Origin of the sequence: Candidatus Ancaeobacter aquaticus, from assembly GCA_030765405.1 — a bacterium.
GTDB classification, from domain to species: Bacteria; Auribacterota; Ancaeobacteria; order Ancaeobacterales; family Ancaeobacteraceae; genus Ancaeobacter; species Ancaeobacter aquaticus.
The window spans coordinates 29,843-54,177 of sequence record JAVCCP010000051.1 but is presented as its reverse complement, the minus strand read 5'-3'; the positions used below and the strand labels follow the sequence as shown (position 1 = coordinate 54,177).

Annotated in this window: 24 protein-coding genes; 4 read left to right on the top strand and 20 right to left on the bottom strand. The window is 35.7% G+C overall.

Going from position 1 to position 24,335, the window contains the following annotated elements; all coding sequences use genetic code 11:
- Window positions 1-11: 11 nt before the first annotated feature.
- From P9M13_06665 to P9M13_06640, 6 genes are read right to left on the bottom strand one after another with little or no spacing between them, the layout of a single operon-like run.
- The gene (locus P9M13_06665; protein MDP8262966.1) at window positions 12-368 is read right to left on the bottom strand and encodes a macro domain-containing protein; all 357 of its coding nucleotides are present in this window, start codon (window positions 366-368) and stop codon (window positions 12-14) included.
- 14 nt (window positions 369-382) lie between these two features.
- Window positions 383-802 carry a secondary thiamine-phosphate synthase enzyme YjbQ gene (locus P9M13_06660; protein MDP8262965.1) on the bottom strand — a complete coding sequence of 140 codons (420 nt, stop codon included), beginning with the start codon at window positions 800-802 and terminating at the stop codon, window positions 383-385.
- Entirely contained in the window at window positions 786-1,319 is a 534-nt protein-coding gene (locus P9M13_06655; GenBank protein ID MDP8262964.1) for a VanZ family protein, read from the bottom strand. Before P9M13_06655 ends, P9M13_06660 begins: the two co-directional genes overlap by 17 nt.
- Complete coding sequence (locus tag P9M13_06650) at window positions 1,316-1,786, bottom strand: flavodoxin domain-containing protein (GenBank protein ID MDP8262963.1); 471 nt, start codon at window positions 1,784-1,786, stop codon at window positions 1,316-1,318. The genes P9M13_06655 and P9M13_06650 overlap by 4 nt, the downstream gene beginning before the upstream one ends.
- A gap of 10 nt (window positions 1,787-1,796) precedes the next feature.
- Window positions 1,797-2,708 (bottom strand): tetratricopeptide repeat protein, encoded by a 912-nt coding sequence (locus tag P9M13_06645; protein ID MDP8262962.1) that lies wholly within the window; start codon window positions 2,706-2,708, stop codon window positions 1,797-1,799.
- A gap of 27 nt (window positions 2,709-2,735) precedes the next feature.
- Window positions 2,736-4,280 (bottom strand): 4-alpha-glucanotransferase, encoded by a 1,545-nt coding sequence (locus P9M13_06640; protein ID MDP8262961.1) that lies wholly within the window; start codon window positions 4,278-4,280, stop codon window positions 2,736-2,738.
- A 115-nt stretch (window positions 4,281-4,395) separates the two neighbouring features.
- On the opposite strand from P9M13_06640, the gene P9M13_06635 reads away from it, so the two are divergent.
- Window positions 4,396-5,103 carry an RluA family pseudouridine synthase gene (locus P9M13_06635; GenBank protein MDP8262960.1) on the top strand — a complete coding sequence of 236 codons (708 nt, stop codon included), beginning with the start codon at window positions 4,396-4,398 and terminating at the stop codon, window positions 5,101-5,103.
- Between the two features lie 4 nt (window positions 5,104-5,107).
- Here P9M13_06635 and P9M13_06630 read toward each other — a convergent pair whose 3' ends face one another.
- The 3 genes from P9M13_06630 to P9M13_06620 all read right to left on the bottom strand — a co-directional run bounded on the left by P9M13_06630 (window position 5,108) and on the right by P9M13_06620 (window position 9,289).
- Window positions 5,108-7,837, bottom strand: a complete 2,730-nt coding sequence (locus tag P9M13_06630; protein MDP8262959.1) for a hypothetical protein — start codon at window positions 7,835-7,837, stop codon at window positions 5,108-5,110.
- 3 nt (window positions 7,838-7,840) lie between these two features.
- Window positions 7,841-8,260, bottom strand: a complete 420-nt coding sequence (locus P9M13_06625; protein MDP8262958.1) for a cyclic nucleotide-binding domain-containing protein — start codon at window positions 8,258-8,260, stop codon at window positions 7,841-7,843.
- A gap of 75 nt (window positions 8,261-8,335) precedes the next feature.
- Window positions 8,336-9,289 carry a tetratricopeptide repeat protein gene (locus P9M13_06620; protein ID MDP8262957.1) on the bottom strand — a complete coding sequence of 318 codons (954 nt, stop codon included), beginning with the start codon at window positions 9,287-9,289 and terminating at the stop codon, window positions 8,336-8,338.
- Between the two features lie 80 nt (window positions 9,290-9,369).
- Here P9M13_06620 and P9M13_06615 point away from each other — a divergent pair, with 80 nt between their 5' ends.
- From P9M13_06615 to P9M13_06605, 3 genes are all read left to right on the top strand, one after another.
- Complete coding sequence (locus P9M13_06615; GenBank protein ID MDP8262956.1) at window positions 9,370-11,031, top strand: glycosyltransferase family 39 protein; 1,662 nt, start codon at window positions 9,370-9,372, stop codon at window positions 11,029-11,031.
- Window positions 11,032-11,068: 37 nt separating this feature from the next.
- On the top strand, window positions 11,069-12,733 hold the full coding sequence (locus P9M13_06610) for a glycosyltransferase family 39 protein (GenBank protein MDP8262955.1): 1,665 nt from the start codon (window positions 11,069-11,071) through the stop codon (window positions 12,731-12,733).
- Window positions 12,734-12,973: 240 nt separating this feature from the next.
- Window positions 12,974-13,984 carry a DUF1016 N-terminal domain-containing protein gene (locus P9M13_06605; GenBank protein MDP8262954.1) on the top strand — a complete coding sequence of 337 codons (1,011 nt, stop codon included), beginning with the start codon at window positions 12,974-12,976 and terminating at the stop codon, window positions 13,982-13,984.
- A 303-nt stretch (window positions 13,985-14,287) separates the two neighbouring features.
- Here the strand turns inward: P9M13_06605 and P9M13_06600 are convergent, their stop codons facing one another.
- From P9M13_06600 to P9M13_06550, 11 genes are all read right to left on the bottom strand, one after another.
- Window positions 14,288-15,025: a PEP-CTERM sorting domain-containing protein gene (locus P9M13_06600; GenBank protein ID MDP8262953.1), complete on the bottom strand. Its 738-nt coding sequence runs from the start codon at window positions 15,023-15,025 to the stop codon at window positions 14,288-14,290.
- Window positions 15,026-15,716: 691 nt separating this feature from the next.
- Window positions 15,717-16,391: a PEP-CTERM sorting domain-containing protein gene (locus P9M13_06595; GenBank protein ID MDP8262952.1), complete on the bottom strand. Its 675-nt coding sequence runs from the start codon at window positions 16,389-16,391 to the stop codon at window positions 15,717-15,719.
- 498 nt (window positions 16,392-16,889) lie between these two features.
- Window positions 16,890-17,618: a PEP-CTERM sorting domain-containing protein gene (locus P9M13_06590; GenBank protein MDP8262951.1), complete on the bottom strand. Its 729-nt coding sequence runs from the start codon at window positions 17,616-17,618 to the stop codon at window positions 16,890-16,892.
- Window positions 17,619-17,702: 84 nt separating this feature from the next.
- The gene (locus P9M13_06585; protein ID MDP8262950.1) at window positions 17,703-18,626 is read right to left on the bottom strand and encodes an RluA family pseudouridine synthase; all 924 of its coding nucleotides are present in this window, start codon (window positions 18,624-18,626) and stop codon (window positions 17,703-17,705) included.
- A 108-nt stretch (window positions 18,627-18,734) separates the two neighbouring features.
- On the bottom strand, window positions 18,735-19,118 hold the full coding sequence (locus tag P9M13_06580; GenBank protein ID MDP8262949.1) for an SMR family transporter: 384 nt from the start codon (window positions 19,116-19,118) through the stop codon (window positions 18,735-18,737).
- A 78-nt stretch (window positions 19,119-19,196) separates the two neighbouring features.
- Entirely contained in the window at window positions 19,197-19,802 is a 606-nt protein-coding gene (locus tag P9M13_06575) for a DUF1318 domain-containing protein (GenBank protein ID MDP8262948.1), read from the bottom strand.
- Window positions 19,803-19,817: 15 nt separating this feature from the next.
- Complete coding sequence (locus P9M13_06570; protein ID MDP8262947.1) at window positions 19,818-21,071, bottom strand: hypothetical protein; 1,254 nt, start codon at window positions 21,069-21,071, stop codon at window positions 19,818-19,820.
- Window positions 21,072-21,518 carry a DNA-binding protein gene (locus tag P9M13_06565; protein ID MDP8262946.1) on the bottom strand — a complete coding sequence of 149 codons (447 nt, stop codon included), beginning with the start codon at window positions 21,516-21,518 and terminating at the stop codon, window positions 21,072-21,074.
- Between the two features lie 3 nt (window positions 21,519-21,521).
- Window positions 21,522-22,088, bottom strand: a complete 567-nt coding sequence (locus P9M13_06560) for a nitroreductase family protein (protein ID MDP8262945.1) — start codon at window positions 22,086-22,088, stop codon at window positions 21,522-21,524.
- Between the two features lie 24 nt (window positions 22,089-22,112).
- On the bottom strand, window positions 22,113-23,972 hold the full coding sequence (locus P9M13_06555) for a gamma-glutamylcyclotransferase family protein (protein MDP8262944.1): 1,860 nt from the start codon (window positions 23,970-23,972) through the stop codon (window positions 22,113-22,115).
- A 90-nt stretch (window positions 23,973-24,062) separates the two neighbouring features.
- Window positions 24,063-24,332: an HU family DNA-binding protein gene (locus tag P9M13_06550; protein ID MDP8262943.1), complete on the bottom strand. Its 270-nt coding sequence runs from the start codon at window positions 24,330-24,332 to the stop codon at window positions 24,063-24,065.
- Between the last annotated feature and the right edge of the window lie 3 nt (window positions 24,333-24,335).

The window sequence follows — 24,335 nt, the reverse complement described above, 5'->3', positions numbered from 1 at the left end:
ATTATTCTTTCTTAACCCCCTATTGCCGGAAAAGCTATCGTCTTAATCTCTTCTTTTTGCGCTAAAAGAAAACTATTTCTATACGAGTTTTCAAGAAGTATGGATTCGTTCTTATTTTCTCCCCGCCAAATAGGACCAACGGTATGAATGATTTTCTTTGCATTTAATCTACCTGCATTCGTGATAACTGCTTCTCCCGTTATGCATCCTCCTATTTTCTGACATTCTGCCATAACGGTAGGACCTGCAGCTCTGTGAATAGCACCGTCAACACCCCCGCCACCAGCTAAGCGTTCATTTGCAGCATTAACAATAGCATCTACCTCACACAACGTGATATCACCACAAAATAATGTTATTCTCCCCACAATACCTCTTCTTTTTACTCACCCATTATCTGAATAACAATATTTCTATTTCTCGGTTGATTATCAAATTCTGCTAACACAACTTGCTGCCATGTTCCTAAAGTTAATTTTCCTTCAATAAGAGGGATAACTAAGGATGGTCCCTGTAATGCTGCCCGGATATGACTAAAACCATTTGCATCACCCCATGTATCGTCATGACTATAGTGTTTTTTTACAGGTGCAACCTTTTCGTAGAGATCGTTCATATCACGTATCATTCCGGGCTCATATTCAAATGTTGTTACGGCAGCTGTAGACCCCACGACAAAAACGGTGACAGTACCGTTTTGCACGTTAGTATCCTCTATAATACGTCCTAAATCATCTGTTATGTCAATCAGATCCAGGTTACCTTTTGTATTATACTCAAGATTTTTACTGATTATTTTCACAATACCTCTTCTCTTTAAATAAGACACACAGTATTATCCCCCATAAACCGCTTGCTATATTTATAAGAGAATCTCTCATTTCTCCTACTCTATACGGTATAAAATGCTGCACAACTTCATCGAGAACACCTATTATTACTATGAACAAAAGCGGATAGAGAACCTTTTTTATCTTTCGTGTCTCTCTAAGAGCTAATTCTTTGTATGCGAACCAGCCAAGCAAACCAAATTCTAGAAGGTGCAATCTCTCTACAGGATTTTTTATAAACCATATCGCAATAAGCCCTAAAGCAACGAAAACCGAAAAAAGAAAACATCTTTTATGAGATATTCTTTCCCGATAGTTATAGATTATCAGCAATACGCACAAGAGAATTATAATGCATCTTACCGCTAAATAAAAATAATGAAATCCTATCGCGCTTCTCAATGCATCCGATAGCTGTGCCGCAAAGAATGATGAAGCAAGAATCAGAAGAGTTATTCCAAGAGTTATTTTTGGTAATTGTATTTTCATAATTTTTTAATGAGTGTCGCAATATTTATTGCATGTTTTTTACAACAATCAATTGTGCGTTGATCTGGAGATCCTATTGCGACAGGACCATAATGATCTCCTTTTGGTTCCCCCTGCACGATCATACCGTGTATTAAAAATGCATTAATGATATCAAGAATAGTTGTTTCATTTCCTCCAGCAATATTCGCTGCGGATGAAAAAGCTCCACCTACCTTACCTTTCAATTTTCCATGCAAAACGACGCTTTCATCTAATAACTTTTTAATTTCCCATGCCATTGTCCCATAATATGTTGGAGAACCAACAACAATGCCGTCATACTGTTCTAATTCATTAGCCTTAACATCCTGAACTTTCTTTACATCTACATCAACACCTTCATCTTTTATGAAACCTCCTATTGCTGCGGCCATTTTTTCAGTGTTTCCCGTTCGAGAATAATAACATACAAGAACTTTAGACATAGCACTCCTCCTATTTATTTATATATTTTTTTAAAACTTTTGAAAGATTTTTATCTTTAGCGCCACCCAAAGATAGCGCAAGTTTACCATGATCGCGGGCCTTATCAAACTCTTTATCTTGATAATAGAGATGTGCTAGCTGTACATGAGCAAGAAGTAATTGAGGATTTATCTCAATCGCGTAATTAAAATACTCTTTTGCTTCATTGCGTTTACCTTGTTTTGTATAAATATACCCTATATTGTAATACACTATAGAGTCATGCGGGTTATACCTTAAAGCTTCCCTATACAGTTTTAGTGCATCAGAATAGATACCTTCCGCTGTCATTAAATTTCCGAGATTATTATATCCGTCAGATGAATGCGGGTGTAGTTCTATTACTTTTTCAAATGCTTTCTTCGCTGAGTCCTTATCACCGACTTCATACAAAGTTACCCCGAGGTTAATATACGCTTTTGTATATTTAGGATTATATCGCACGGCATCTTTGTATCGAGAAATTGCCCCCTGCTTATTTCCTTGCGCACGCATGATATTAGCGCTTTTATAACATTGTAGAGCTTTCTGCTGTGTACTGTTTATTTTATTAGCAAGATACGCATTATCATTCAAAGCTGATTGGTTCCGTGTATATAGTACTATTTTCTCACATAACGTTACCGCAGTTTTCACTAAATCGCTATGCCTGTATGCCATATAGCTGGAATATGATATAAGTGTTAGGGCACATACGAGTATAAAAGAATGTATATATACTTTATTTAACACCCCTTTATTTTCCTGAATCTTCTTTTTTTGTTTTTCTTTATGCGTATATTTTCTTATTTTATGTTCGGGTATCTGTAATTCTTCAGATATTTTTCTGATTGTTTTTATACTTATATTTTCTGAAATATATATTTTATGTTTTTGTTTCATAAAACATTCTTAATCAAATCTTTTTATTTATCGTGCCGCCACAAACTGTTTTCTTCCTGAATCGTTTAGAACGGCATCTATTGTTTTTAAACATTTTGCATTATTCTTCTCTTTTATAATATTCTGAATGCTTCCCGGTAAGCGCCAACTCCAATTATTTTTACTCACTGTTCCCGGAACATTAATAACATCTTTCCACCCAAATAGATCCTGTATAGGAATTATAGAAAAAATTGAATTTGATCTATAGAGAATATTAAGTATCCCCATATGTATAGCAAAACTAAAAGCACACTTTTTATCAGTGGGGGTTACCCCTACCATGGCGCATATATCATTCTTTTCATTTTCCGGTACAGTTTTCCACCACTGACTCAATGTATCAGTGTCATGTGTGCTTGTTGTCGCAATTGAAATCTCTGAATAGTCTTTTGGATCAATATAATTTTGTTCTTCAGTATTCCAGTATCGTTCCCAACGAAATATCTTATATCCCGGTATTTGTAACCGCGCTAATGATTCACGCACAAAATCAGGTATCACACCAAGATCTTCCGCAATAGGATATGTTACTTTTGATTCATCAAGTAACACATGGATAATGCGTTCTCCAAGTCTGAGCTGTTCATCTTCATGCTCAGGAATAAAACGCGCCTCTCCAGATTTATCTTCCGGAAATGCATACATCCTATAACAACCCACAACATGATCTATCCTGTATATATGAAACAGTCTATCAGCCCATTGCGCACGTGCACGCCAATAACTAAACTCTCTCTCTTCCATATGTCCTATATGGTATACCGGTAACCCCCATTTCTGACCATCCGCACTGAAAGCATCAGGCGGTGCGCCGAGAGTAAAATTAGGATCTATAATTTCTCTATGAACCCATGCAACATCGCTTTCAACACATGGCGCAAAGGGAACATCCCCCTTTAATAAGACACCTTTGGATTCCGCATATTTTCTCAGATTTACCCATTGCTCCCATGCAACCCATTGAACATACTTTTGAAAGAGTATTAGATCACTTTCCTCTTTAGCAAATTTCTCTAATGCATCAACATTTCTATCTTTATATTCTTGGGGCCAATGCGTCCAACTGTACCAATTGTTTTTTTCCTTTAACACCCTAAATAGCGCATAATCATGCAACCACCAGCTGTTTATATCTAAAAATCCGCTAAAAGCCTCTGGGGGGGATTTTTTGAACGATTTAAATGATTCTTTCAGATAACCCAACTTGATATTTCTAATTTCTGTGTACGGTATTGGTGATTTATTGCATTTTTTCAAATCTTTTTGATCTATTATATTTTTCTTATCTATAGATATATAGACTGGGTCTATTGCAAAAATACTTAATGCTGAATAAGGACTATTTTCCCCGGGAGCCATTTCATTAAACGGCAGTATTTGCAATAAAGATTGCCCTGTTTCAGCCAACCAATCTATGAGTGAATAGACATCGCCTATTTCACCAATTCCCCAGCTATCTTTTTCATTAAGCGAGAATAATGGTATAGCAATTCCCGCACGACGTTTCAAAAGATCGGATCGTTCGACCATACTGTGAGACTCCTTTCATATATTACTATTTTTCAACCTCTTGCATTAATTTTAAAAAGGTTATATTATTATTAAAATAAAGTAATCTAAAACGCTAAATTAGACAACTACAAATATGCCAAATCTTGCCCCTCAAATTCTCTATGAAGACAATATGCTCCTTGTTATCAATAAACCTGCGGGTATTTTATCTCAAAAAGATATATCAGAGTCCAGTGATATGCTTACTATCACAAAAGAATACCTAAAAATAAAATACAATAAAAAAGGTAATGTGTTTTTGGGGCTAGTACATCGTCTTGACAGAAACACATCTGGTGTAATGTGTTTTGCAAAAAACTCAAAAGCAGCTTCCCGTCTTTCTCTCCAGTTTCGCACAAACACGGTAATACGCACCTATCATATCCTCGTTCGCGGAAAACCGAAAAAGTTATCAGGCATTCTAACGCATAATCTGGTTAAAGACACAAAAAATAATATGGTCCATATATCACCGAATGGTGTTCAAGCAAAGCTGATATACAAGACAATAAAAACGTTTACACTAAAAACAGATATACTACCTGATACGGTAAGAAACATCTCACTTATAGAAGTCGTTCTCTCAACAGGAAAACCACATCAAATAAGAGCTCAATTCGGGCATTCTGGATTACCAATTATTGGCGACATTAAATATGGGATAGCTTCACCGTTAATCAACAGGCCTGCTGTACACGCATACTCACTTGCCCTTGACCATCCTGTGACAAAAGAAACACTTACTTTCAAAGTGTCTTATCCAAAAGATTTTGACAGGGTGATAACAAGGATCTCTGATTAAAGCGCTATTGTGACTGTGCTAGAAAGCTCACTAATTCTTGTTCAATAGGATTATGAGTGTCTGATAAGGCCTTAATATCATCGACATACGTCATGCTTTTTTTTGTAACTCTAATAACATTAAGGGCCGTAATACGCAACCACTCATCTTGCGCACCGATGAGATACTTTATCATTTCATCTTTTGTTTTCTTCTTGATCTTAAATTTATCGTATGCGATTTTCTCAATTTTACTCATATAATGCACATACGTCAGTGGGATAACCGCATCAATGAGCTCATCTTCCTTCATAATAAACAGGCTTTCTATCGCAGTGTCAATTATGCGTTTATCAGCACTATAAATGTTCTTTGAAATTAATAGTATATTCTTGTCTTTTTTTAATATTGCAACAATATTTAAAATGAGAATAACACCTTTACGGATCATTTCGCTCAAAGCCTCAATAAGCAATGTATCTGCATCTGTTTTGATATTCTTCTGAAAAGATTTTTTTACGAGATAAAGCTCATATACATCTTTTAACTTACTGTACGCCACATCCTGCAGTTTTTTTAGTTCATCACTGTTAAAATCTCTTATATTTACAAGAACGGCTACAATTGCTTTTTTTACTTCTACTCGTCCTGTACCAACAAGCAAATCTAATAAGTCACCATGAGGAATCGTTTCATACGACTTTAATATTTTTACCGCTTTTCTACGAGCTCTATCCCTGTCAGATTTCAATTTCTCTATCAAAATCGGAATAAACACATCATCTTTGCAGCGAGCAACCATGTTAAGCCACTCAATCTCATTTTCTTTATCATTTTTAACACACTCGTAACATGCTTGCCTTATTAAATCATTCTTCACTGAAGGTATAACATAAGAAAGCTTCTTTCTCGTATCAGTCACATTTGATTTTAATAAATCTACAATAAGAGTGTTAATCTCAGGAACGTTAAGTTCCCCCAAAATTCTAACAAGTTCAATTTTGCAGCCAGTAGAGTCATTTTCTGCACATAAGCTTTTAATATTATTGAGAACATCTTTATTACCGTTTTTAAATAGAAGTTTAAGAGCATGGATTTTAATCAATGAGTTATCGCTCTCACTTAATCCCCGCAGCACATTTTTATCTATAGCTGTATTGCATTTATCTATAGCTTCCATAAGAGCAATTTTTACATTATCTGGTTCGTTTTCTATCTTAGCAACCAATTCTTTAAGCATGCCCTCATCGTTAATTGATACATTTACATTAATAAACTTGACCTTACATTCATCTGAAAACTGTTCATAATGCCGATTTGAAACACTTTTGCGTTGACTCTCACCTGTTGTAGATAATAGGTCTATAAGTACCAGAGTGCTCTCATTGTCAGCATTGTTGAAGCTCTCAACAAGTGAATCGGCAATATCGCTATCTGCAAACTCAACCTGGTTGAGGAATGAAAATATCGATGTTTTATCCTTTGATTTTAGCAGGGCAAAGATTGCTTTTTTATAATTCTTTTTAAGCATTAGTGAAAATATGATGAGGGCAATACCCGGGATTAATAGCAGCATGCATATTCTTGCCGCAGATACACCGAATTGTTTAACAAGTACATTAAGGATTATTCCTGAAGTGAGCATACCAAGTGACATAACAAACACGTTAATGAACACACGTACTTTTACACGGCTCTTTTCATCCGCAAGATAGCATATGATGTTTGTAACCGGGTTTCCTATTGAAAACCTGACAAAGGCAGGGACAACTTTAGCAAAAACACCGGCTGCTAAACTAAATCTAAATGAAAGACCGAGATATCCAAGAAAAAATACGCTCGGAGTGATCATCGCAGCGTTACCAATCCCCAATTTTGATATGATCTTTGAAGCGAAGAAAAACTGTACTATTATAGTAAGTATATTTAATATCCCTGTCCACAAACCTAAAAATACTGTCATCTGATCTTCGGTCTCAAAACTTTTCTGAATAAGATCGCTATAGTTATAATCAATACAGAAATTGAGTAAATAAGTGAGAAACGCAACTATACTTAAAATGCCAAACAACCTTGATTTAGCTACATACCTAAACCCATCGGTCATATCACTGACAATTTTTGACGGATCAATTTTCTTTACTTGTCTCACTTCTTTTTTTGTTTCGTACCGTTTCAGTATAAGTATTATGAGCATTCCGATTCCCAGTGTCCCAATAGATACAAAAAAGAGGTTCTCAGAATGCAAATAATAGACAAGTTTCTTAGCCGAAAAACCGGCTGCAATTGCGCCCATTGTCCCACCTGCCGCTAGTAACGGATATAATCGCTTTGAATCCATGAACGAAAACAGTGTATCGTTCATTGCCCAAAATTGTATGGTGGCATAATTAATAACCGTAATCATAAACATAAAAAGCATGATAGGAACAAGAAATGAAGAGAACGTAAGAGCCATCCTTAAACAAAGTATTAGAACTATATCCAAGGCAAAAAAAACAAGAGCCATTGTAAAATTATTTATTCGATCAGCAAAAAGTGAATACACTAAAGTCATAGCTATCATAAAAAAAGCATTAATGATATATACAACCGGCAGCAGTTCTACTCCAACACGCTTCAAGAAAAGCGCAATAGAAGCATTAAAGCCCAAGAAACCTCCGAAGAGAATCATAAAGAAAAGAGACATAGCAAGCATTACCTTAATGGCTTCCTCACTACGTATTTTTGATAGTATCTTTTTGTATGCATTCATAATTTATAAAAGACTCTTTATGCGATCAGATAAAACTTTGAATATTTGAAAAGATAATGATGGGATTTCATCAATAATGCTTTTAAAATCATCTCTATTAATGGTCAGTAGAAGAACCGGCTCGGAAACAACCGCAGTAAGGGATCTGCCATCTTCAGTGAGTATTGCCATTTCCCCGAAATATTCGCCGGAAGATAGTTCCGCAATTTTCTTATCCTGCTCACCTTCTTTTTTTATCAGTTCAACGACACCTGACACAATAACATAAAATTTATCGCCAAAATCACTTTCTTTAAAAAGAAGTGTATCTTTAGCGTAACTTTCTTCTTGCGCGATTTGCACAATTGCCATTAATTCTTCTGAATCAATTCTAGCAAAAAGTGATACTTTCTTTAAAAAAACTATTTTTTCAATTAATAACATATGCACGTCCTTTTATCTATGCATTGGGCATAGGCATCATAATAATGTTTAGTTTCTTTTCTTTGGTCATAGTGGCTATTTTTTCTTTAGTAATTCTTCAATATTCGCAATTTTCTTCTGAATAATAATTGCTTGGCTGCCTGTTATGAGCCCCGTATAGTCCATTGCACGGTAATACAACGAAAGAGCTTTCCTGAAATCCTTTTTCTGTGCAAAATATACATCTGCAAGCAAGATAATTGCATTTATATTGAGTGGATTATATTCCAGCGTTTTTTGCAGATTATATATCGTTCTGTCGTATTCCTTCCTCTGTAGGTATAAAACTGCCAAATTATAATAGCTGTGTGCGCTATCGCCTTTTATTTCTATTGCTTTCTTGAGCTCTTTTTCAGCGTCGTTATAGCGGTACATCTGAAGATATAAGCCACCCAAATTATTCCGTGCACGACAGTTATCAGGATTTATTGCAACAGATTTTTCAAGAGCCTCAACAGCTTTCCTTATTTCTCTTTGTTTTTGATAATACTGGGCAAGAAGAATATATGCATCAGAACATTGCGGATCAGTCTCAAGCGCTTTAAGAGCTTCTTTCTTTGCCCATTCGGGCTTGCCATACACCATAAGTTCCTGACCAAGTCTTACATATATCATTGGGTCACGTGGATGAATAGACTGGATATTATAGTATTGTTTTAGTGCTTTTTGACTTAACTCGTATTTGCCCTGTTGTTTTAACTTCATAATTTCTTTTTTAAACAACAGAAGATACATTTGGGCTGCATCATTAACTCTATTCGTTTTCTTAAATAAATAGGCAAGATTTTTTATAAAATATTCGTTTCCGGGGTATTCATGAACTAACCCAGTGTATAGCTCGATTGCTTTATTGTAATCGCCTTTATTTGCGTATCGTTCAGCAGCTTTTGCCTTAGACAAATGACGGGGTTCATCTTCATTTATTTCGGCATAGCCCATATGATTTAACAAAATAAAAGAAATAATCAGACACCAAAGATATTTACTCATTTAGAGATTCCTTATGATAAGTATTAACAAATTCTCCATTATATACTATCATACTTTAATTCGAAAGAGCACACTAAACCATGCAAAAATCATTAACATCTAAATACAAACAGAAGTTTCAGAATATCATTATATATATATCTGAAAACATAGATGAATTTTTGAAGCTTCCGGGAATGATTTTATTATGGACTGTACTGAGCATCGTTATTTTCTTTGTTTTCTTTTCAATACGCTTTAACGGATTAATAGAAATTGACGCAATAAATGACGCGCAAATTGCACAAAACATAGCTAAAGGAAAAGGTTTTACAACGTCTTTTTTGCTTCCTAAAACAATTAACGAGAAAACAACCCTACCGCAATCAGATATAATAACGCCTCCACTAAACCCTTATATCGTTTCACGCTTCATATCATTCTTTCATAAAAGCGATAAGATCGTTGCTTTATCTAGCGCTGTATTTTATCTTCTGAGTGTTCCGCTCTTCTTCTTTTTATGCATGAGATTATTTGATAAACGTATCGCTTTATATTCGCTTGCACTATATATAACAAATCCGGTATTGCTCTCTTACAGTATCTCAGGTCTTTCCGTATCTCTTCTCATATTCCTTTTTCTTATACTTATACTCTTGCTCTACAAAATACCCGATAGATATTTCGTAAGAGTTGCTGCAATCGGAATTATTCTTGGCCTGTGCTACCTCACACGATACTCTTATGGACTCCTGTACGCGCCATTACTATTTTATATCTATATGTCAATTGACGCTAAAAAAGATAAAGTTAAAGCATGCGTTCTTTTCACCGTATTCTTTCTTATTACTACATGCCCCTGGCTCATAAGAAATAGTGTTCTTACAGGAAATCCTTTTTATACACTTGAATTCTTAAAACCGCTTATGTTTACAACAACATTTCCTGAAAATTACTTGTTATGCTCAACGAGTCCTATAGATATATCTTTTTTTCAATTCATTTCATTAATTATTAAGAAATTTTACTACGGTATATATATTAATTATAATAACCTTCTCTATCTTCCACAAAATTACCTTATGCCGTTTTTTATAATGTATTTTTTTGCAAAACAAGAAAATCTCAAACTTTTGTCTTTCAAGAAAATAGTATTGGTCTTATTTCTTACCATAACTCTGATATTATCTCTTTATTATCCAGGAATTAATATCTTAATTCCTTTTATCCCTATTGTTATCGTTTATGCCGTTTTCTATTTTATCACATATATTATTAATGGTCATTTCACGCGTAACCTATCAAAAAGAATAAGACAATTACTGTTACTTGCTTTTATTATCGTTAATATGTACCCCTTAATGACATCTTTAGTCCATGGTGGTGCCACAATAAGCCCGTATCCTGTTAACCGCATGAATGGAATAGAACAACTTACTGACGCTGATAAAGTCATCATCTCTGATATTCCCTGGGCTATTGCATGGTACTCTAACCGTAAATCAGTATGGATTCCCTATAATAGAGATGATTATAACAAGATCAAAAGCAGTGTTGGCCCTATACAATGTATCTATTTGAGTCCGTTACTCAGATCGTTTCCTGCCGGAGAAAATATATCTGTATGGCTTAACGCACAATTCCACAAATATCTTCCCTGGGATATTGATCTCAATAAAGGAAAATCAATGGATTTTGGCGGTGTTATAATATCAGACAAACAACTTTGGGAAAAACTTGAAGACAATAATGATATAGAGTAATATACACACTAAATGTTACGAATACTAAGGAGAACACATGGATATTTTTAAATCGTTTTTTGCTGGTCGTGTAGAAGAAATATTTATTAAATTTAATGATAATGTTGAGGAATACATTAAAATTCCGGGAAAGATTCTTTTATGGGTATTTTTAAGTCTTCTCATATTTTTCCTGTTTTATGCTATACGCTTTGATGGGCTTACAAAAATTGATGCAATGGATACTGCACAGATCGCACGCAATGTAGCTACCGGTGAAGGTTTTACCACAAAACTTATTAGGCCGTACGCACTAACAGTCTCACCTGATATCGTCGATCACCCTGAGCTAACGGCCCCTCCACTCTACACAATGGTACTTGCAGGCATGTTTAGAGTGTTTGGTGCTACTGACCGTGTTGTTGCGCTTACAAGCAGTCTTTTTTATCTCTTGAGTATCCCACTTATATTTCTTATGGCATGTAAACTTTTTGATTCAAAAACAGCGTTTCTTACGCTCGCATTATATATTACAAACTCTGCTATGCTTGATTACAGTATTTCGGGTCTTCCCATGTCGTTTCTGATATTCATGTTTATGTTGTTTCTCTTTGTGCTCTACTACCTCAATGAGGAATCTGTTCTCATTACCCTGCTTGCAGGTCTTTTACTCGGACTATGTTTCTTGTCACAATACGCGTATGGGCTGCTTTACTTTGTTGTTGTTTTTCATATTATGAGTTCGTTTGAAAGCAAAAAAATAAGGCATATTGTATATTTTACGCTTATCTTTGTTCTCTCAATATCTCCCTGGTTATACAGAAACTATGTTGTTACCGGCAACCCTTTTTATACACTCGAATTTTATAAATCTATTATGTTCTCGAATATTTTTCCGGGGAACTCATTTTTACGTATCGTAAGAGACATAAATATACCGAACAAAGCTCTCGGTCTGGCTCTTGTGCAAAAAACATATTACGGTATTCAAGCGCTATACCGACAAATCATTTTTCTTCCAAATAATTATCTCATGGTGCTTTTCCTTGTATCGCTTTTCGTACTCTACGAAAATGTGCGAACATTTGCATTCCGAAGATTTTATATTTTTGCGTCTTTTGTATTTCTTATTGTTATGAGCCTTTTTTATCCGGGCACTAATCTCCTTGTTCCTTTTATCCCTTTTATTATTATGGCTGCGGCACATTACTATTACTATGCTGTTGATTCATCATATTTTGCTATCTCACGAAAAATGAAGTTACTAATACTCACGGTATTTATTCTCATTAATATTTTCCCTCTTATCACGAAGTTTATTGGTGGCGGGAAAAGTGCTCGTGCACAAACTGAAAAGCAAATGAAAACTATTGAGCAGCTTGTCGGTCCTAACGAAGTGGTTGTTACTGATATACCGTGGGCTATTGCTTGGTATTGTAACCGTACAGCGATATGGCTACCTTTCTCAAATCTAGATTATGCTAAAATCGAGAAAATAATCGGTGATATACCTAATGTATATCTCAGCCCAACACTATTCAATTATCCTGCGGCTGAAAATGTTAAGATGTGGAAATCTATATTTATGACACGTAAAGTACCTAAAGAAATATATCTTGAAAAAGGCACCTATTTACGTTCAGGTGGTATGTTCATGTCTCAGACAGCGAAATGGGAACAACTTAAAGAAGAGGAAGAATCAATACTCCCACAAATGGAGTGACTTCGGCAACTTCGTTGCTTTTACTGTTTTTTGTTTGTAGTGTTAAAAAAGGGGACTGTCCCAATTATTCTTGAATAATTGGGACAGTCCCCTTTTTTGTGCCTCCAGCACTTTCACTGTACCTCCGGTGACTTCGTCACTTTCACTGTTGCTTCCTCACTTTTAGTGTTTTTGTTAGTAGTGTTTACCACCCCCCAAATAGATATTGCACACAGCGTGCAATATCTATATAATAGTCTTATGACTACGTCCCTTGTTTCAGAAGCTCCATACTCAAAGCTATTAAAACAGCTTAAAAAAGAAATCGCTGAAGGCATTGTTCGTGCTCAAAAAGCTTATGACACGGAAAAGATCGCAGCATACTGGAATATAGGTAAATCGATATCTGACCACCTCACAAAAAATAAGCATCGAGCTGATTACGGCAAAAAACTATATAAAAGTCTTTCTCGAGATCTTTCTGTTGGTGAACGTCTCCTCTACCAAATGTCTCAATTTTATAATACATATCCTGATTTTAAACTCTCCGAAAACCTAAAGTGGTCTCATTACCGTTTATTATCCTCGGTTAAAGACAAAGAAAAGAGAGATCTAATTGAATCTAAAGTTTCGACTGATAACTTGTCAAACAGAGCATTAGAAACTTTTCTTAAAGAAAATAAAGAGGAAGAAATTCCGCCCATAAAGTTTTCTGGAAAAAAAAAGAAAAAACTGTCTGTTTCGAAAGGTAGGCTTTACACATATAAGATATTTAAAGATGTCTACACAGATAATTTTCTTATTGATTGTGGTTTTAATATTTATAAGGAATCTGATACAACAAATTTTAAAGGCAATTTCGCACAAAGTGTTAAAACCAAAAACAACTACAAGTTTGTTGCAGCAACAACTAATCGTAGACATTTATATACTTATAAAGCACAGATCAAAAAAATCGTTGATGGTGACACTATTTGGGTAAACATCGATTGCGGTTTCAAAATATGGGTTAAACAAAAGATTAGGTTGCGTGGTATAGATACTCCAGCCATTGAGACAAAAAAAGGTATTGATGCATCTAAGTTTGTTTCAAAAACACTTAAAGATTTACCGTTCGTTATAATCAAAAGTCACGGTAGAGATAAATATGGCCGGTATCTTACAGATATTTTTTACTCAAAAAATGAAGATAACCCTTTAATTGTTTTAGAAAAAGGTATGTTCCTTAACCAAGTGCTTTTGGATGAAGGATTAGCAAAAAGACTGTGCTAGTAACTTCGGTGACTTCGTCACTTTTACTGTTTTTTGTCAGTGGTGTTCGGTTCACGGTTTGAGTACTCCTAAAAAAAGGGGACTGTCCCTATTATTCAAGAATAATTCGGGACTGTCCCCTTTTTTGTACCTCCGGCACTTTCACTGTGACTTCTCCCCGTTTGTTTTTCGTTGCGCATAAAAACATATTTTGGCAAAACTGAAACAACATATCAAATCTCGCTAATTTAAAAAAAAGAGCAGGGATTAACTCCCTGCTCTTTTCCATATCTTATAGCTTACAACTTACAGCTTATAGCTGAGTTAAGCTTTTTTCTTTCTATATCTTCTTATACCAGCACCAACTAAACCAATAAGACCTATACCGAATAGTCCGACTGTAGATGGTTCGGGTACAGCTGAAACATTATCTACTAATACTGCACCTTGCGCCCCTAGAGAATCATTATTCAAAACAATGTTCAATCTAATACCCAGTGTTCCAACCGGCACTTCATTTGTCCAACCAATAGTTAAAACACTATCTAAAGTGTTTGCAGCGTTTATATATGTAGTACCTGCAGAAGCACCTGCATCGGTACTTGAATTACTTTCACTAAGTTTACTATCAAAATCAGTAGAATCATAATATTCAACTTTAATTGCCCCTTTTAAAGCATCAGTACCATTAGCTTCATACGAAACTACCTGGGCTGACCATACCAAAGACTCACCCACTGAAAATCCTGTGGTAAAATCTTGAAAAATACCTGCATGTTTTGCACTAGCATTGGTTTCAATAAAATATGAACCATCTCCCGCTATTGCCGTTGTATAATTTGCATATCCATCAGGTGGATAATGATAAGTTTTAGATTCATTTTCCGTATACCAAATAGCACTTCCTCCGCCGAATGAATAATAGGGGGTCCAGTTAGATGCAGTACCTACATCACCATCACCTGACTCAAAATCACCATTTAATACTGTAATTGCAAACACATTTGAAGCTGTTAACGCCATTACTACTATTGCCATTATTATAAGAAACTTCTTTGTCATTTCGATTCTCCTTCATTTAATTTTAAGAATAATTATATATATTCACCAAAATTTGTCAACATGTATGTGACTTCGTCACTTTCAATTTAAAGTTTTTGGTAATTCTGATTTAAATGTGACCTTCTCTTGTGTTTTCGGATGTATAAACCCTATCTCATACGCATGGAGGCTTCGCCTCTTTTCATGTAAAAAAGCTTCTCCACTCTTATTTTTATTATAGATCTTATCATCAACAAGCAGTAAAAAAGGGATCAGGTCTTGAATTGTGATTTTTTCAGGATTTTACTAACTGTTGAATAATGAGCATTTAAATACTCACCTATTTCTTTAACTGTATAACCATGCTAGATATGACTTAACGCAATCTTTTTTTAGATATTTTTACTCAAGAAATGAAGATAACCCTTTAATTGTTTTAGAAAAAGGTATGTTCCTTAACCAAGTTCTTTTGGATAAAAGATTAGCCATAAGACTATAGAAAAAGGCTCTAGGTGCTGGGTTTTGGGTGCTAAAAACTCATTGTACGGTTTGTAAAAAAAGGGGACTGTCCCCTTTTTTGTGCCGCTGGTGACTTCGTCACTTTTACTATTTTTACTATTCCACTAATTAAAAAAAGAGCCCCGATATTATCGGGGCTCTTTCACCATATCTTATAGCTTAAAACTTACAGCTTATAGCTGAAAGAAAAAGTTTATATCTTTTTCTTTCTATATTTTCTTACACCAGCACCCACTAAACCGATAAGACCTATACCGAAAAGTCCGACTGTAGATGGTTCTGGGACTGCTTGAACTGAATCTACCAACATACTAGCATTCCCGCTAGGTGATCCTCCTGTTACCACTTCAAATACTATAACAACTTTATCGCAAGTAGCAGGAACTTCTTTCTGAAAACTGATTGTTGTTGCAGCAGCGTAGTTATAAGTGCCTGAAACATAATTAACCCCTTCAAATCCCTCTGTTGAAACAAAATCAGAAATCGGGTCAACACCATTATAAAACTCAATTTTTATCTGCCCCCATCTCTGATCCGCTTCACCGTCAAACTGCACCACTCTCCCAGATAAACCCACCATATCTCCTTCAGAAAAACCAGTTGTAAATTGCTGATATACCTGAGCAAAGCCAGATGCTTGTTCCACATTCATAAAAGCTGAATAAGTATCAGCTATTGCCGATGTGTAACTAGCATACCCATCTGGAGGAAACGTATTTGTTCTGTCACTAGAAGCATTCGTCCCTGAATTATACGACCAATATGACCCTAGTTCAAATCCAGGATCACCAACTGTTATTGCAAATACATTTGATGCTGTTAATGCCATGACTGCAATCGATACTGCTATAAGAAGTTTTTTTATCATGTAGACACTCTCCTCTACTTTATTTTAGGAATAATTATGTATGCTTACGCAAATCTGTCAATAAATATGTGACTTCTTGTCAACCCAAAGTTAAAATGTCCGGTTTTAAATGGATATTTTTTACTCAAAAAATGAAGATAACCCTTTAATTGTTTTAGAAAAAGGGATCTTTCTTAACCAAGTTCTTTTGGATAAAAGATTAGCCATAAGACTATAGAAAAAGGCTCTAGGTGCTGGGTTTTGGGTGCTAAAAACTCATTGTACGGTTTGCGATTCTAAAAAAAGGGGACTGTCCCTATTATTCTTGAATAATTCGGGACTGTCCCCTTTTTTGTGACTTCGTCACTTTCACTGTGACTTCTCCCCGGTTGTTTTTCGTTGCGCATAAAAACATATTTTGGCAAAACTGAAACAACATATCAAATCTCGCTAATTAAAAAAAAGAGCCCCGATATTATCGGGGCTCTTTTACCATAACTTATAGCTGAAAGAAAAAGTTTATATCTTTTTCTTTCTATATTTTCTCACACCAGCACCAACTAAACCTATGAGCCCTATACCGAAAAGTCCTACGGTAGATGGTTCGGGAACGGCGCTTACATTATCCCACATAGCACTTGCATCAGAAGCATCCGCATTTGTATTTAAAATCAAATTTACCCTGAAGTATGAAGTAGTGTCAGGGACAGTTGCTGTCCATACTAACGTTAAATTTTCCCCATAACCATATGTTGTTGTCGCCTTATTCACACCCTCAGTTCCAGAGGATGAATCACTATCAGAAATCGTCCCATCGTCTGCATCATAAAACTCAAGTTTTATATGAGAAAACCGATCTGCACCCGCATCTAGTGTAACAAGACGAGCCGATACCCCTACAGTGTCACCTATGCTAAAACCTGAATTAATATCTTGATATAAACCAGAATAAGATGCTTGCCCAACGCTATCAGCTGAATTGACATAAAGGAACCATGATTTACTGTCAGCAATAGCTGCTGTATATTTACCAGCCCCGTAATCAGTTCCACCTGTACTTGCTGAAGGAATAGGAAACGTATCAGCTGCGAATGATCCTGCCGCTGTACCTGCCCCATCTCGATCGTATCCAAGCCAACCAGCTGACCCGCTTTCAAAATCGCCATTTGTTATTGTAAATGCAAATACATTTGACGCTGTTAATGCCATTACTGCTATTGCCACTACTATAAAAAGCTTTTTTATCATTTCGACTCTCCTCCATTTATTTTTAGGAATAATTGTATAGAGATCGCGCAATCTGTCAATAAAATACTGTGCCCGTAAAGTCATTTATTTAAGATTATTCGGTAATTCTGATGTAAATGTAACTTTATCTCTCGTTCTCGGATATATAAACCCTATCTCATACGCATGGAGGCTTCGCCTCTTTTCATGTAAAAAAGCTTCTTCACACTTATTTTTATTATAGATCTTGTCCCCCACTAACGGATGGCCTATTGATGCCATGTGGCATCGTATCTGGTGCATAACACCCGTCTTTATCTGTATTTTAGCCACAGTATGGCTTTCCATATTTTTTTTAACTGTATACTTTGTAATGGCACGAAGTACCCTTCGGGCCTTATCATAACTTTTTAATACCACCATCCGCTTTTTATCTTTTGGATCATGCGCCATATAGTTATCTATTTCACCGTCTTTTTTAACGATACCTTCAACTAACGCATAATATATCTTCTTTACTTTCCTCTTCTTAAACTGTTCTCGCATATACATATAGGTAGCCATATTCTTAGCGGCAACAATTACGCCACTGGTCATAGTATCTAATCTGTGCACAAATGCCGGGAAAAGCGGGTTATCTTCAATAATTTTACTTAACTTAGGATTATATGCTACAAGGGCATTAGACAAGGTATCTGTCTCTGTTGGCTTTATAGGATGAACGGGTATTCCGGAAGGTTTGTTTATTATTAAAAGACTCTCATCTTCATAAATGATATCTAGCTTTATCTTTTTGTTCGGAATAACTTTTATATCACATGTTTCCAATAATTTTACTATTTTGACACTGTCGTTTTGTCTTAACAGTTTCCCCTTTTGTGTCTTTTTATCATTGAGAAGTATATCGCCTGAGGAAATCACGTCAGCAATTAATGAACGGGACGAAGTCCCTATTTTTTTTAAAATATATTTATCAAGCCTTTGAGGGAGATCATTTTTTGTAATTTTAAATGTAAGATTATTAATCACCCAGAGTTAACTCCTAGAACCCAATCATCTATTACAAAACAAAAATATATACGCTAAACGCTACCCGCTATACGCTATTTGATAAAACATTAAAACGCGGCTCGCGTTTTAATGTTTTATCAATATTATCCCAACCAAAATTAACGCTATACCAATCAAATGAGGAAACGTTATCGGTTCCTTCAAAAACACCCATGCACATGCCAAAACAAAAATAGTTTCTAGGCCTATTGCCGTCGGATATGCAATACTTAGCTCCAGTTTTGATAAAACATAAAAATATAAAAGCATGCCGGATGCAAGCAGCCCAACACCTACCAAGACAAGCGGATTACCAATACCTTTAAGTATAGTACTCAGTATAGGACCATCCGGGACTTTTTCCATGCCGAACCGTATTGCCGTAAACGCAAGCGCGTTCATCAAAACCATCAAACCCAATAAAAACAATACCATCTTTATATCCCCTTTAATTTCCCTATTTTTTTTCACCGCGTAGGAATCCCCTTAGGCAACCTACGCGGTGTTTTATAAGCTATAAACTATCCGCTATACGCTATACGCTAAACGCTATTTAGTAATCCACTGTCCTGACCCGAGCTGTATTTTCTGGCCATTTGATGCTTTTTCTCTTTGTACTTCAGCAAAAGTTTTTTGCACTATAGCAATGTCAGAAGAAGCCATGCCGTTTTGTTCTACGATCGCATGATAGATAATGCTTCTATCATTGTTTTCCGTGTCAACAAGCGCTTTAACGTTGCCGCCACCACCAAGCTGTACAACATACCCTTTGTTTCCTTCTCCAACAAGCCCTTGGTTCTTATAATTCTGCAAGTCACCAAATCTATTTCTACGTGCATTAATGGCTCTATCAGTCTCAGGGGTAGAAAATTTGAGTGACATACTACCTGCAGCACAAGCGTTATCAATATCAAAGACAGAAAATATAAACTCAGGAACTGAGCGAAGAGATGCTTGTGGGGCGGGTTTGTCACCACTTACCATATCTTCAATATCTACAGCAGTATCTTTTAATTGGCGTATATCAACGGTGATATGTGCCTCAATCTTTATTGGTTTATCCGGATCACCAACAGTTTCAACTCTACAGCCAACAACAAACGCACCTATAACTGCCAGAACTGTTACACATCCAATCATTAACGGTTTATTCACAAAATCCTCCTCTCATTAAAAGATTTCTAATAGATCACGAATGACTTCATGATCGATATTTATGGTAAACTCTAACAAATGCTGCCCATCAAGAAACAAGTATGCCTGATACACATCTTTCTTTTTTGCAAATCGTAGCATTGCTTTCGTAAACTGAAAATCATGTTCTTTATCAAGCACAAGATCAACTTTATTCCGCAAATCACCTTTTGGAAGATAATTTAAAATGTTTTTAAGAAACGCGGCACTGATTGTCCCTCCAGGCTGCAAAGCATCAATTTTAAGCGATATGTTTTTTACATAGTTTCCTTTGCCTGAAAGAATAATTTCTCCTGCACCGTATCCTGACGCATCAAATTTCTCTTTACCGGCAATATCTTTTATTTGCCTGAAATCAAGTTTATAAAAAACACCCGTGCAATCATAACACACAATACTCTTTTCATACCAAATCTTTGCATATCCATCTAGCTCAGAACCAAAAAATGAACACTGCAAAGGATCTAACTCTATACTAAAATTATTGTAAGTTAGGAACCCTCGACATTCTTTCAGCTTTAATTTCCCGTACGACAGTTCTTTTATCCTTATTATTCCGACGTGCGGATCAATTGATAGTTCCCCGGTAAAATCTTCATGAAACGGTATATAACCATTAACCTCTTTAAACTTTATGTTCTGCGCACGTAAATCAACATCAACTCTAGATAACTTAACCATCCCGTTCACCGATGCTTTCTTATCCGTAAATATAAATTCACCATTAATAAGAAGTTTCCCTTTGAATCCGATATATTTAAATATCTCAGGATACAGTTTCCTTAAAAACTTGTATTTAAGCTCTTCGAGATCAATCCAATTTGTTTTAAATGATATTTTTTTCTCACTGATATCATCCCCAATAGCCACTTTATAATGGAGATATGACGATCCATACAATACTTCACCGATAACTTCCTTATTCAGCAGCTTTTGTATGGGATGAGTGATAATCAGCTTGTCAAATGTTACACGAGTCGTTTTATTTTTGTTCAGTTTTATGAGGACCGTGACATTATGAAAAATTGTTCTATTGAATACATCTGTTTCATATCCTTCTATTGTGACAGTTGACCCAGGTATCGCACGATTAATATAATTTTCAACATATGCTCGAATATGCTTGTTGATAGAATGGTGATTAATCCAATATGGTGACAACGCGATACTTACAAATATCGCCCCCAGTAGACACACCATAATAATGAGTAAATATTTGATTATTTTCACTTATTTAGCCGATAATATTTTTAGCATAATTAAGCCTGTTTTTGGATCGAGCTCTTTACGCGCATTGATTCCCTTTATCTCTAACATAAATGCCTCGATAACAAGGTATATCTTCGCATTTTTACGTATACAGCCGACCAAAGTCTTACTTTTTTTACCTGCCCCCATATGAAGATGGAGTTTTGGTTTCCCTTTTTCATAAAAAATTGTTCCAAAACCGAAAACTTCCCTACCATCATTAAAGGTATTCCAATTCGGCTCAGGCGGTATTACCGCTTTTTGCGGACCGGTAACAATGTCTGCACCCTTTAAAGCACCAAGAAAAAACACCAATCCGGTCTTAATTTTATGTTTTTTTGAAAGTGTTTCAAGACCTCCAATAAAATCTTCACCATGCTCAAATTTTGCAACAACAATTTTCCCTAGTTTTCCAACATCAGCTTGCATATATCATTCTCCCGGTATTTTTTCATATCTGTTAAACGAATACACTTCTTTAATATTCTTTCTTTGACGTTCTTTGCTTTCATATTCTGTTTCGTCATAATGGCCAACTGCAATAATTGAGGGGATTTTTAACATTCTTGGTATATGCAGTATTTTCTTTGTTTTTTTCTCATTAAACCACCCGAGCCAACATGTTCCAATGCCTAATTCAGTTGCCTTAAGTATAAAATTCTCACATGCAGCGCCTATATCTAGCAAGTAAAATTGTGTTCCCTGCAATGATGCAAACAGTTTATGGGTTAAAAGATCTTTTCGTGCGACAACAACAACCAATGCGCCCGCATTCTGCACGAATTGATTAAATGAGTGTACTCCTGAAAGTGATTCGTTTATAAGTTTTTCTTTGATATCAGGATCATCGACTATAATGAATTTCCATGGTTGTATATTACAAGCTGAAGGCGCAAGGTGCGCAGCATCAATACACCTTAAGATAAGATCCCTATCAACAGGCTTAGGAATATATGACCTGATACTTTTTCTTTTCTTTAGTACGTTAGAAAGCTCCATAAAACCCTCCGCCTTTTACACTGATTATTTTGAACTTTTAATGAATTCGTTTTTTGTAACCATTAAATCGTGTATTTTCTGTAATATGCAGGCTATATATTCTTTACTATGTGCTGGCCGGCCATTATCTTCGGTCATAAGACCTTTTTCAACGATACTTAAAAACCCATTGATATCATCCTTTGAAAGTGCCCACGGCGAATGAGCCCAGTTTATAAGATCCTCTTTTTCATCCATTGATATTGACAACAATCCTCTTTCTTCAGATACCGGATTAAGTGGTCTTGGGTTCGCTTCAATCTGATAGCCTTTTAACGCTGCGATTAATGGTTCGTAATCATTATCTGCTCGAAGCCGCGGAAAACCGTATTCTATAACTGTATGAGAATTCTTTGTTCCGTCATCTTCACTGTAATTGTGCACTTTTTCATGCGAAAAGTTTATGTTGCCAAAATTATCAACAACTTCATTATAAAAAATCCTTTTTTCTCTTAATCGTCCGTGCTCATCATATCCAATATCACCTCCCAGAAGCAACAAGCATATCAGATGCGATTCTTTAGAAGGTTCAAGGCAGTCCGAGGGAGCGTTTATTTGTATTGATATCTGGAGACTATGTGGAGATACACAGGCAAATTCAATGCCCTCACTGATCAAATGTGCCAATATCCAAGGATCGTGTGTCACCGGCTTTGATAGGTCTCCTAAAATCATGTACCGGCCAAATGCGTATTCAAGAAAACCGCGTTGCCGGTCTTGCGAGCTTGTAACATATCGATGAGAATCAACATGTCCGCCAAGTTTCCATAAGCGCCGGGATAAATCAAAATCATCAAAATAATAAAAACTGTCATAATGCGGATCTTGGCCGGGAGAAGCTGTTATCGCGTTCTTTCCGATATTGCTAAATTCCAATTCTGCACCGAGTGGTGTTTTCCCACCCGCACGAAATTCCTTTACCCAGGTTATGAGTTCACGCAGCTCATGTTCATCGTATATTGCATCAGCTATTAAAATACCTTTTCGCGCATAGTCGATATACCCTAATGACATCTCATAATGATCTGCGCCCATGTCTTTCATCATGTTTTTCAAAACAGATTTCTGACCATTTAAAAATTTGAGAGCAAGCATCATTGATATTGAATGCATATAATATTCGCTTGCGACCTTCACACTCCCACGAAAATCATGGCGTATCTTTTCTTCAACTTGATTAAATACTATATGCCTAACAGCAAAATCTATATAGTTGTCAGAATACGGTATAACCTCAGCATTTCCTCTGATACGTTCCAATTTTGGAAGGTTGTCTGCGTGAAGCGCTTTTTCTATCATAAACGTTGGTAAATTAAGCCACTCATAATGCGCTTTTATAATCGTCTCTACCGCGCTTCCTAAAAGTTCTTTTTTAATTCTTAGAGATAGATTTTCTTCAAATAGATTATCTGCTTCTGAGGCCTTACTTTCCTTTATGAGGTTATTAATTTTTACTTCAAGCTGATCTTCTATTCTATCAGTTATGTCTGTCCCGTCACCCATCACCTTTTTTATATTTTTGACTATACCAATATACACTTCTGCATCAACCAGCTCACCATCCGATTGCACCTTAACTTTTCTGCGATGATAATAGGTTCCTACATTTTCATACTTATCTATTGCTTTCAAGGATTCGGGATCCACATCAAATAAAAGCGCCCCTGTCGTAACTTTACCGCGTTTGGGAACAATAAAAGGATAGCTGTCTTTCGGAGTTATTTTACGATAATTAAGTAGTATCGCTTCTTTACGCGAAAATTCTTTACTGGTAATAATACGGAGATTAAAATCACTTAAAAGAGTGCCGTATGCAAACAAATTTATATTATTTTTTTCTTCCATAACATCCAAAATAATATCATACAAACAAAAAAAAAGCCCCAAACTTTATAGATATAAAATTCGGGGCTTTTAATTAACCTGTAATAAATATTACAGAGATTTCTTTAAGTCTTTACCACATTTGAAACCAACAGACTTACTTGCTTTAATTTTGATCTTTTCGCCTGTTTGTGGGTTTCTGCCTGCTCTTGCTTTTCTGTTAACAACTCTAAATGTTCCAAAACCAATAAGCTGTACATTTTTGTCTTTCTTAAGACCTTTTTTAATAGATACAATAACTGACTTAACAGCCTTTTCACCAGCTGCTTTAGAGATCTTTAATTCCTTTACTACTGATTCAACTAATTGAGCCTTATTCATACT

Coding starts and splice junctions, on each gene's coding strand:
- P9M13_06655 (MDP8262964.1), bottom strand. CDS start 1,319: ATGAAAATACAATTACCAAAAATAACTCTTGGAATAACTCTTCTGATT.
- P9M13_06650 (MDP8262963.1), bottom strand. CDS start 1,786: ATGTCTAAAGTTCTTGTATGTTATTATTCTCGAACGGGAAACACTGAA.
- P9M13_06645 (MDP8262962.1), bottom strand. CDS start 2,708: ATGAAACAAAAACATAAAATATATATTTCAGAAAATATAAGTATAAAA.
- P9M13_06640 (MDP8262961.1), bottom strand. CDS start 4,280: ATGGTCGAACGATCCGATCTTTTGAAACGTCGTGCGGGAATTGCTATA.
- P9M13_06635 (MDP8262960.1), top strand. CDS start 4,396: ATGCCAAATCTTGCCCCTCAAATTCTCTATGAAGACAATATGCTCCTT.
- P9M13_06630 (MDP8262959.1), bottom strand. CDS start 7,837: ATGAATGCATACAAAAAGATACTATCAAAAATACGTAGTGAGGAAGCC.
- P9M13_06625 (MDP8262958.1), bottom strand. CDS start 8,260: ATGTTATTAATTGAAAAAATAGTTTTTTTAAAGAAAGTATCACTTTTT.
- P9M13_06620 (MDP8262957.1), bottom strand. CDS start 9,289: ATGAGTAAATATCTTTGGTGTCTGATTATTTCTTTTATTTTGTTAAAT.
- P9M13_06615 (MDP8262956.1), top strand. CDS start 9,370: ATGCAAAAATCATTAACATCTAAATACAAACAGAAGTTTCAGAATATC.
- P9M13_06610 (MDP8262955.1), top strand. CDS start 11,069: ATGGATATTTTTAAATCGTTTTTTGCTGGTCGTGTAGAAGAAATATTT.
- P9M13_06605 (MDP8262954.1), top strand. CDS start 12,974: ATGACTACGTCCCTTGTTTCAGAAGCTCCATACTCAAAGCTATTAAAA.
- P9M13_06600 (MDP8262953.1), bottom strand. CDS start 15,025: ATGACAAAGAAGTTTCTTATAATAATGGCAATAGTAGTAATGGCGTTA.
- P9M13_06595 (MDP8262952.1), bottom strand. CDS start 16,391: ATGATAAAAAAACTTCTTATAGCAGTATCGATTGCAGTCATGGCATTA.
- P9M13_06590 (MDP8262951.1), bottom strand. CDS start 17,618: ATGATAAAAAAGCTTTTTATAGTAGTGGCAATAGCAGTAATGGCATTA.
- P9M13_06565 (MDP8262946.1), bottom strand. CDS start 21,518: ATGCAAGCTGATGTTGGAAAACTAGGGAAAATTGTTGTTGCAAAATTT.
- P9M13_06560 (MDP8262945.1), bottom strand. CDS start 22,088: ATGGAGCTTTCTAACGTACTAAAGAAAAGAAAAAGTATCAGGTCATAT.
- P9M13_06555 (MDP8262944.1), bottom strand. CDS start 23,972: ATGGAAGAAAAAAATAATATAAATTTGTTTGCATACGGCACTCTTTTA.
- P9M13_06550 (MDP8262943.1), bottom strand. CDS start 24,332: ATGAATAAGGCTCAATTAGTTGAATCAGTAGTAAAGGAATTAAAGATC.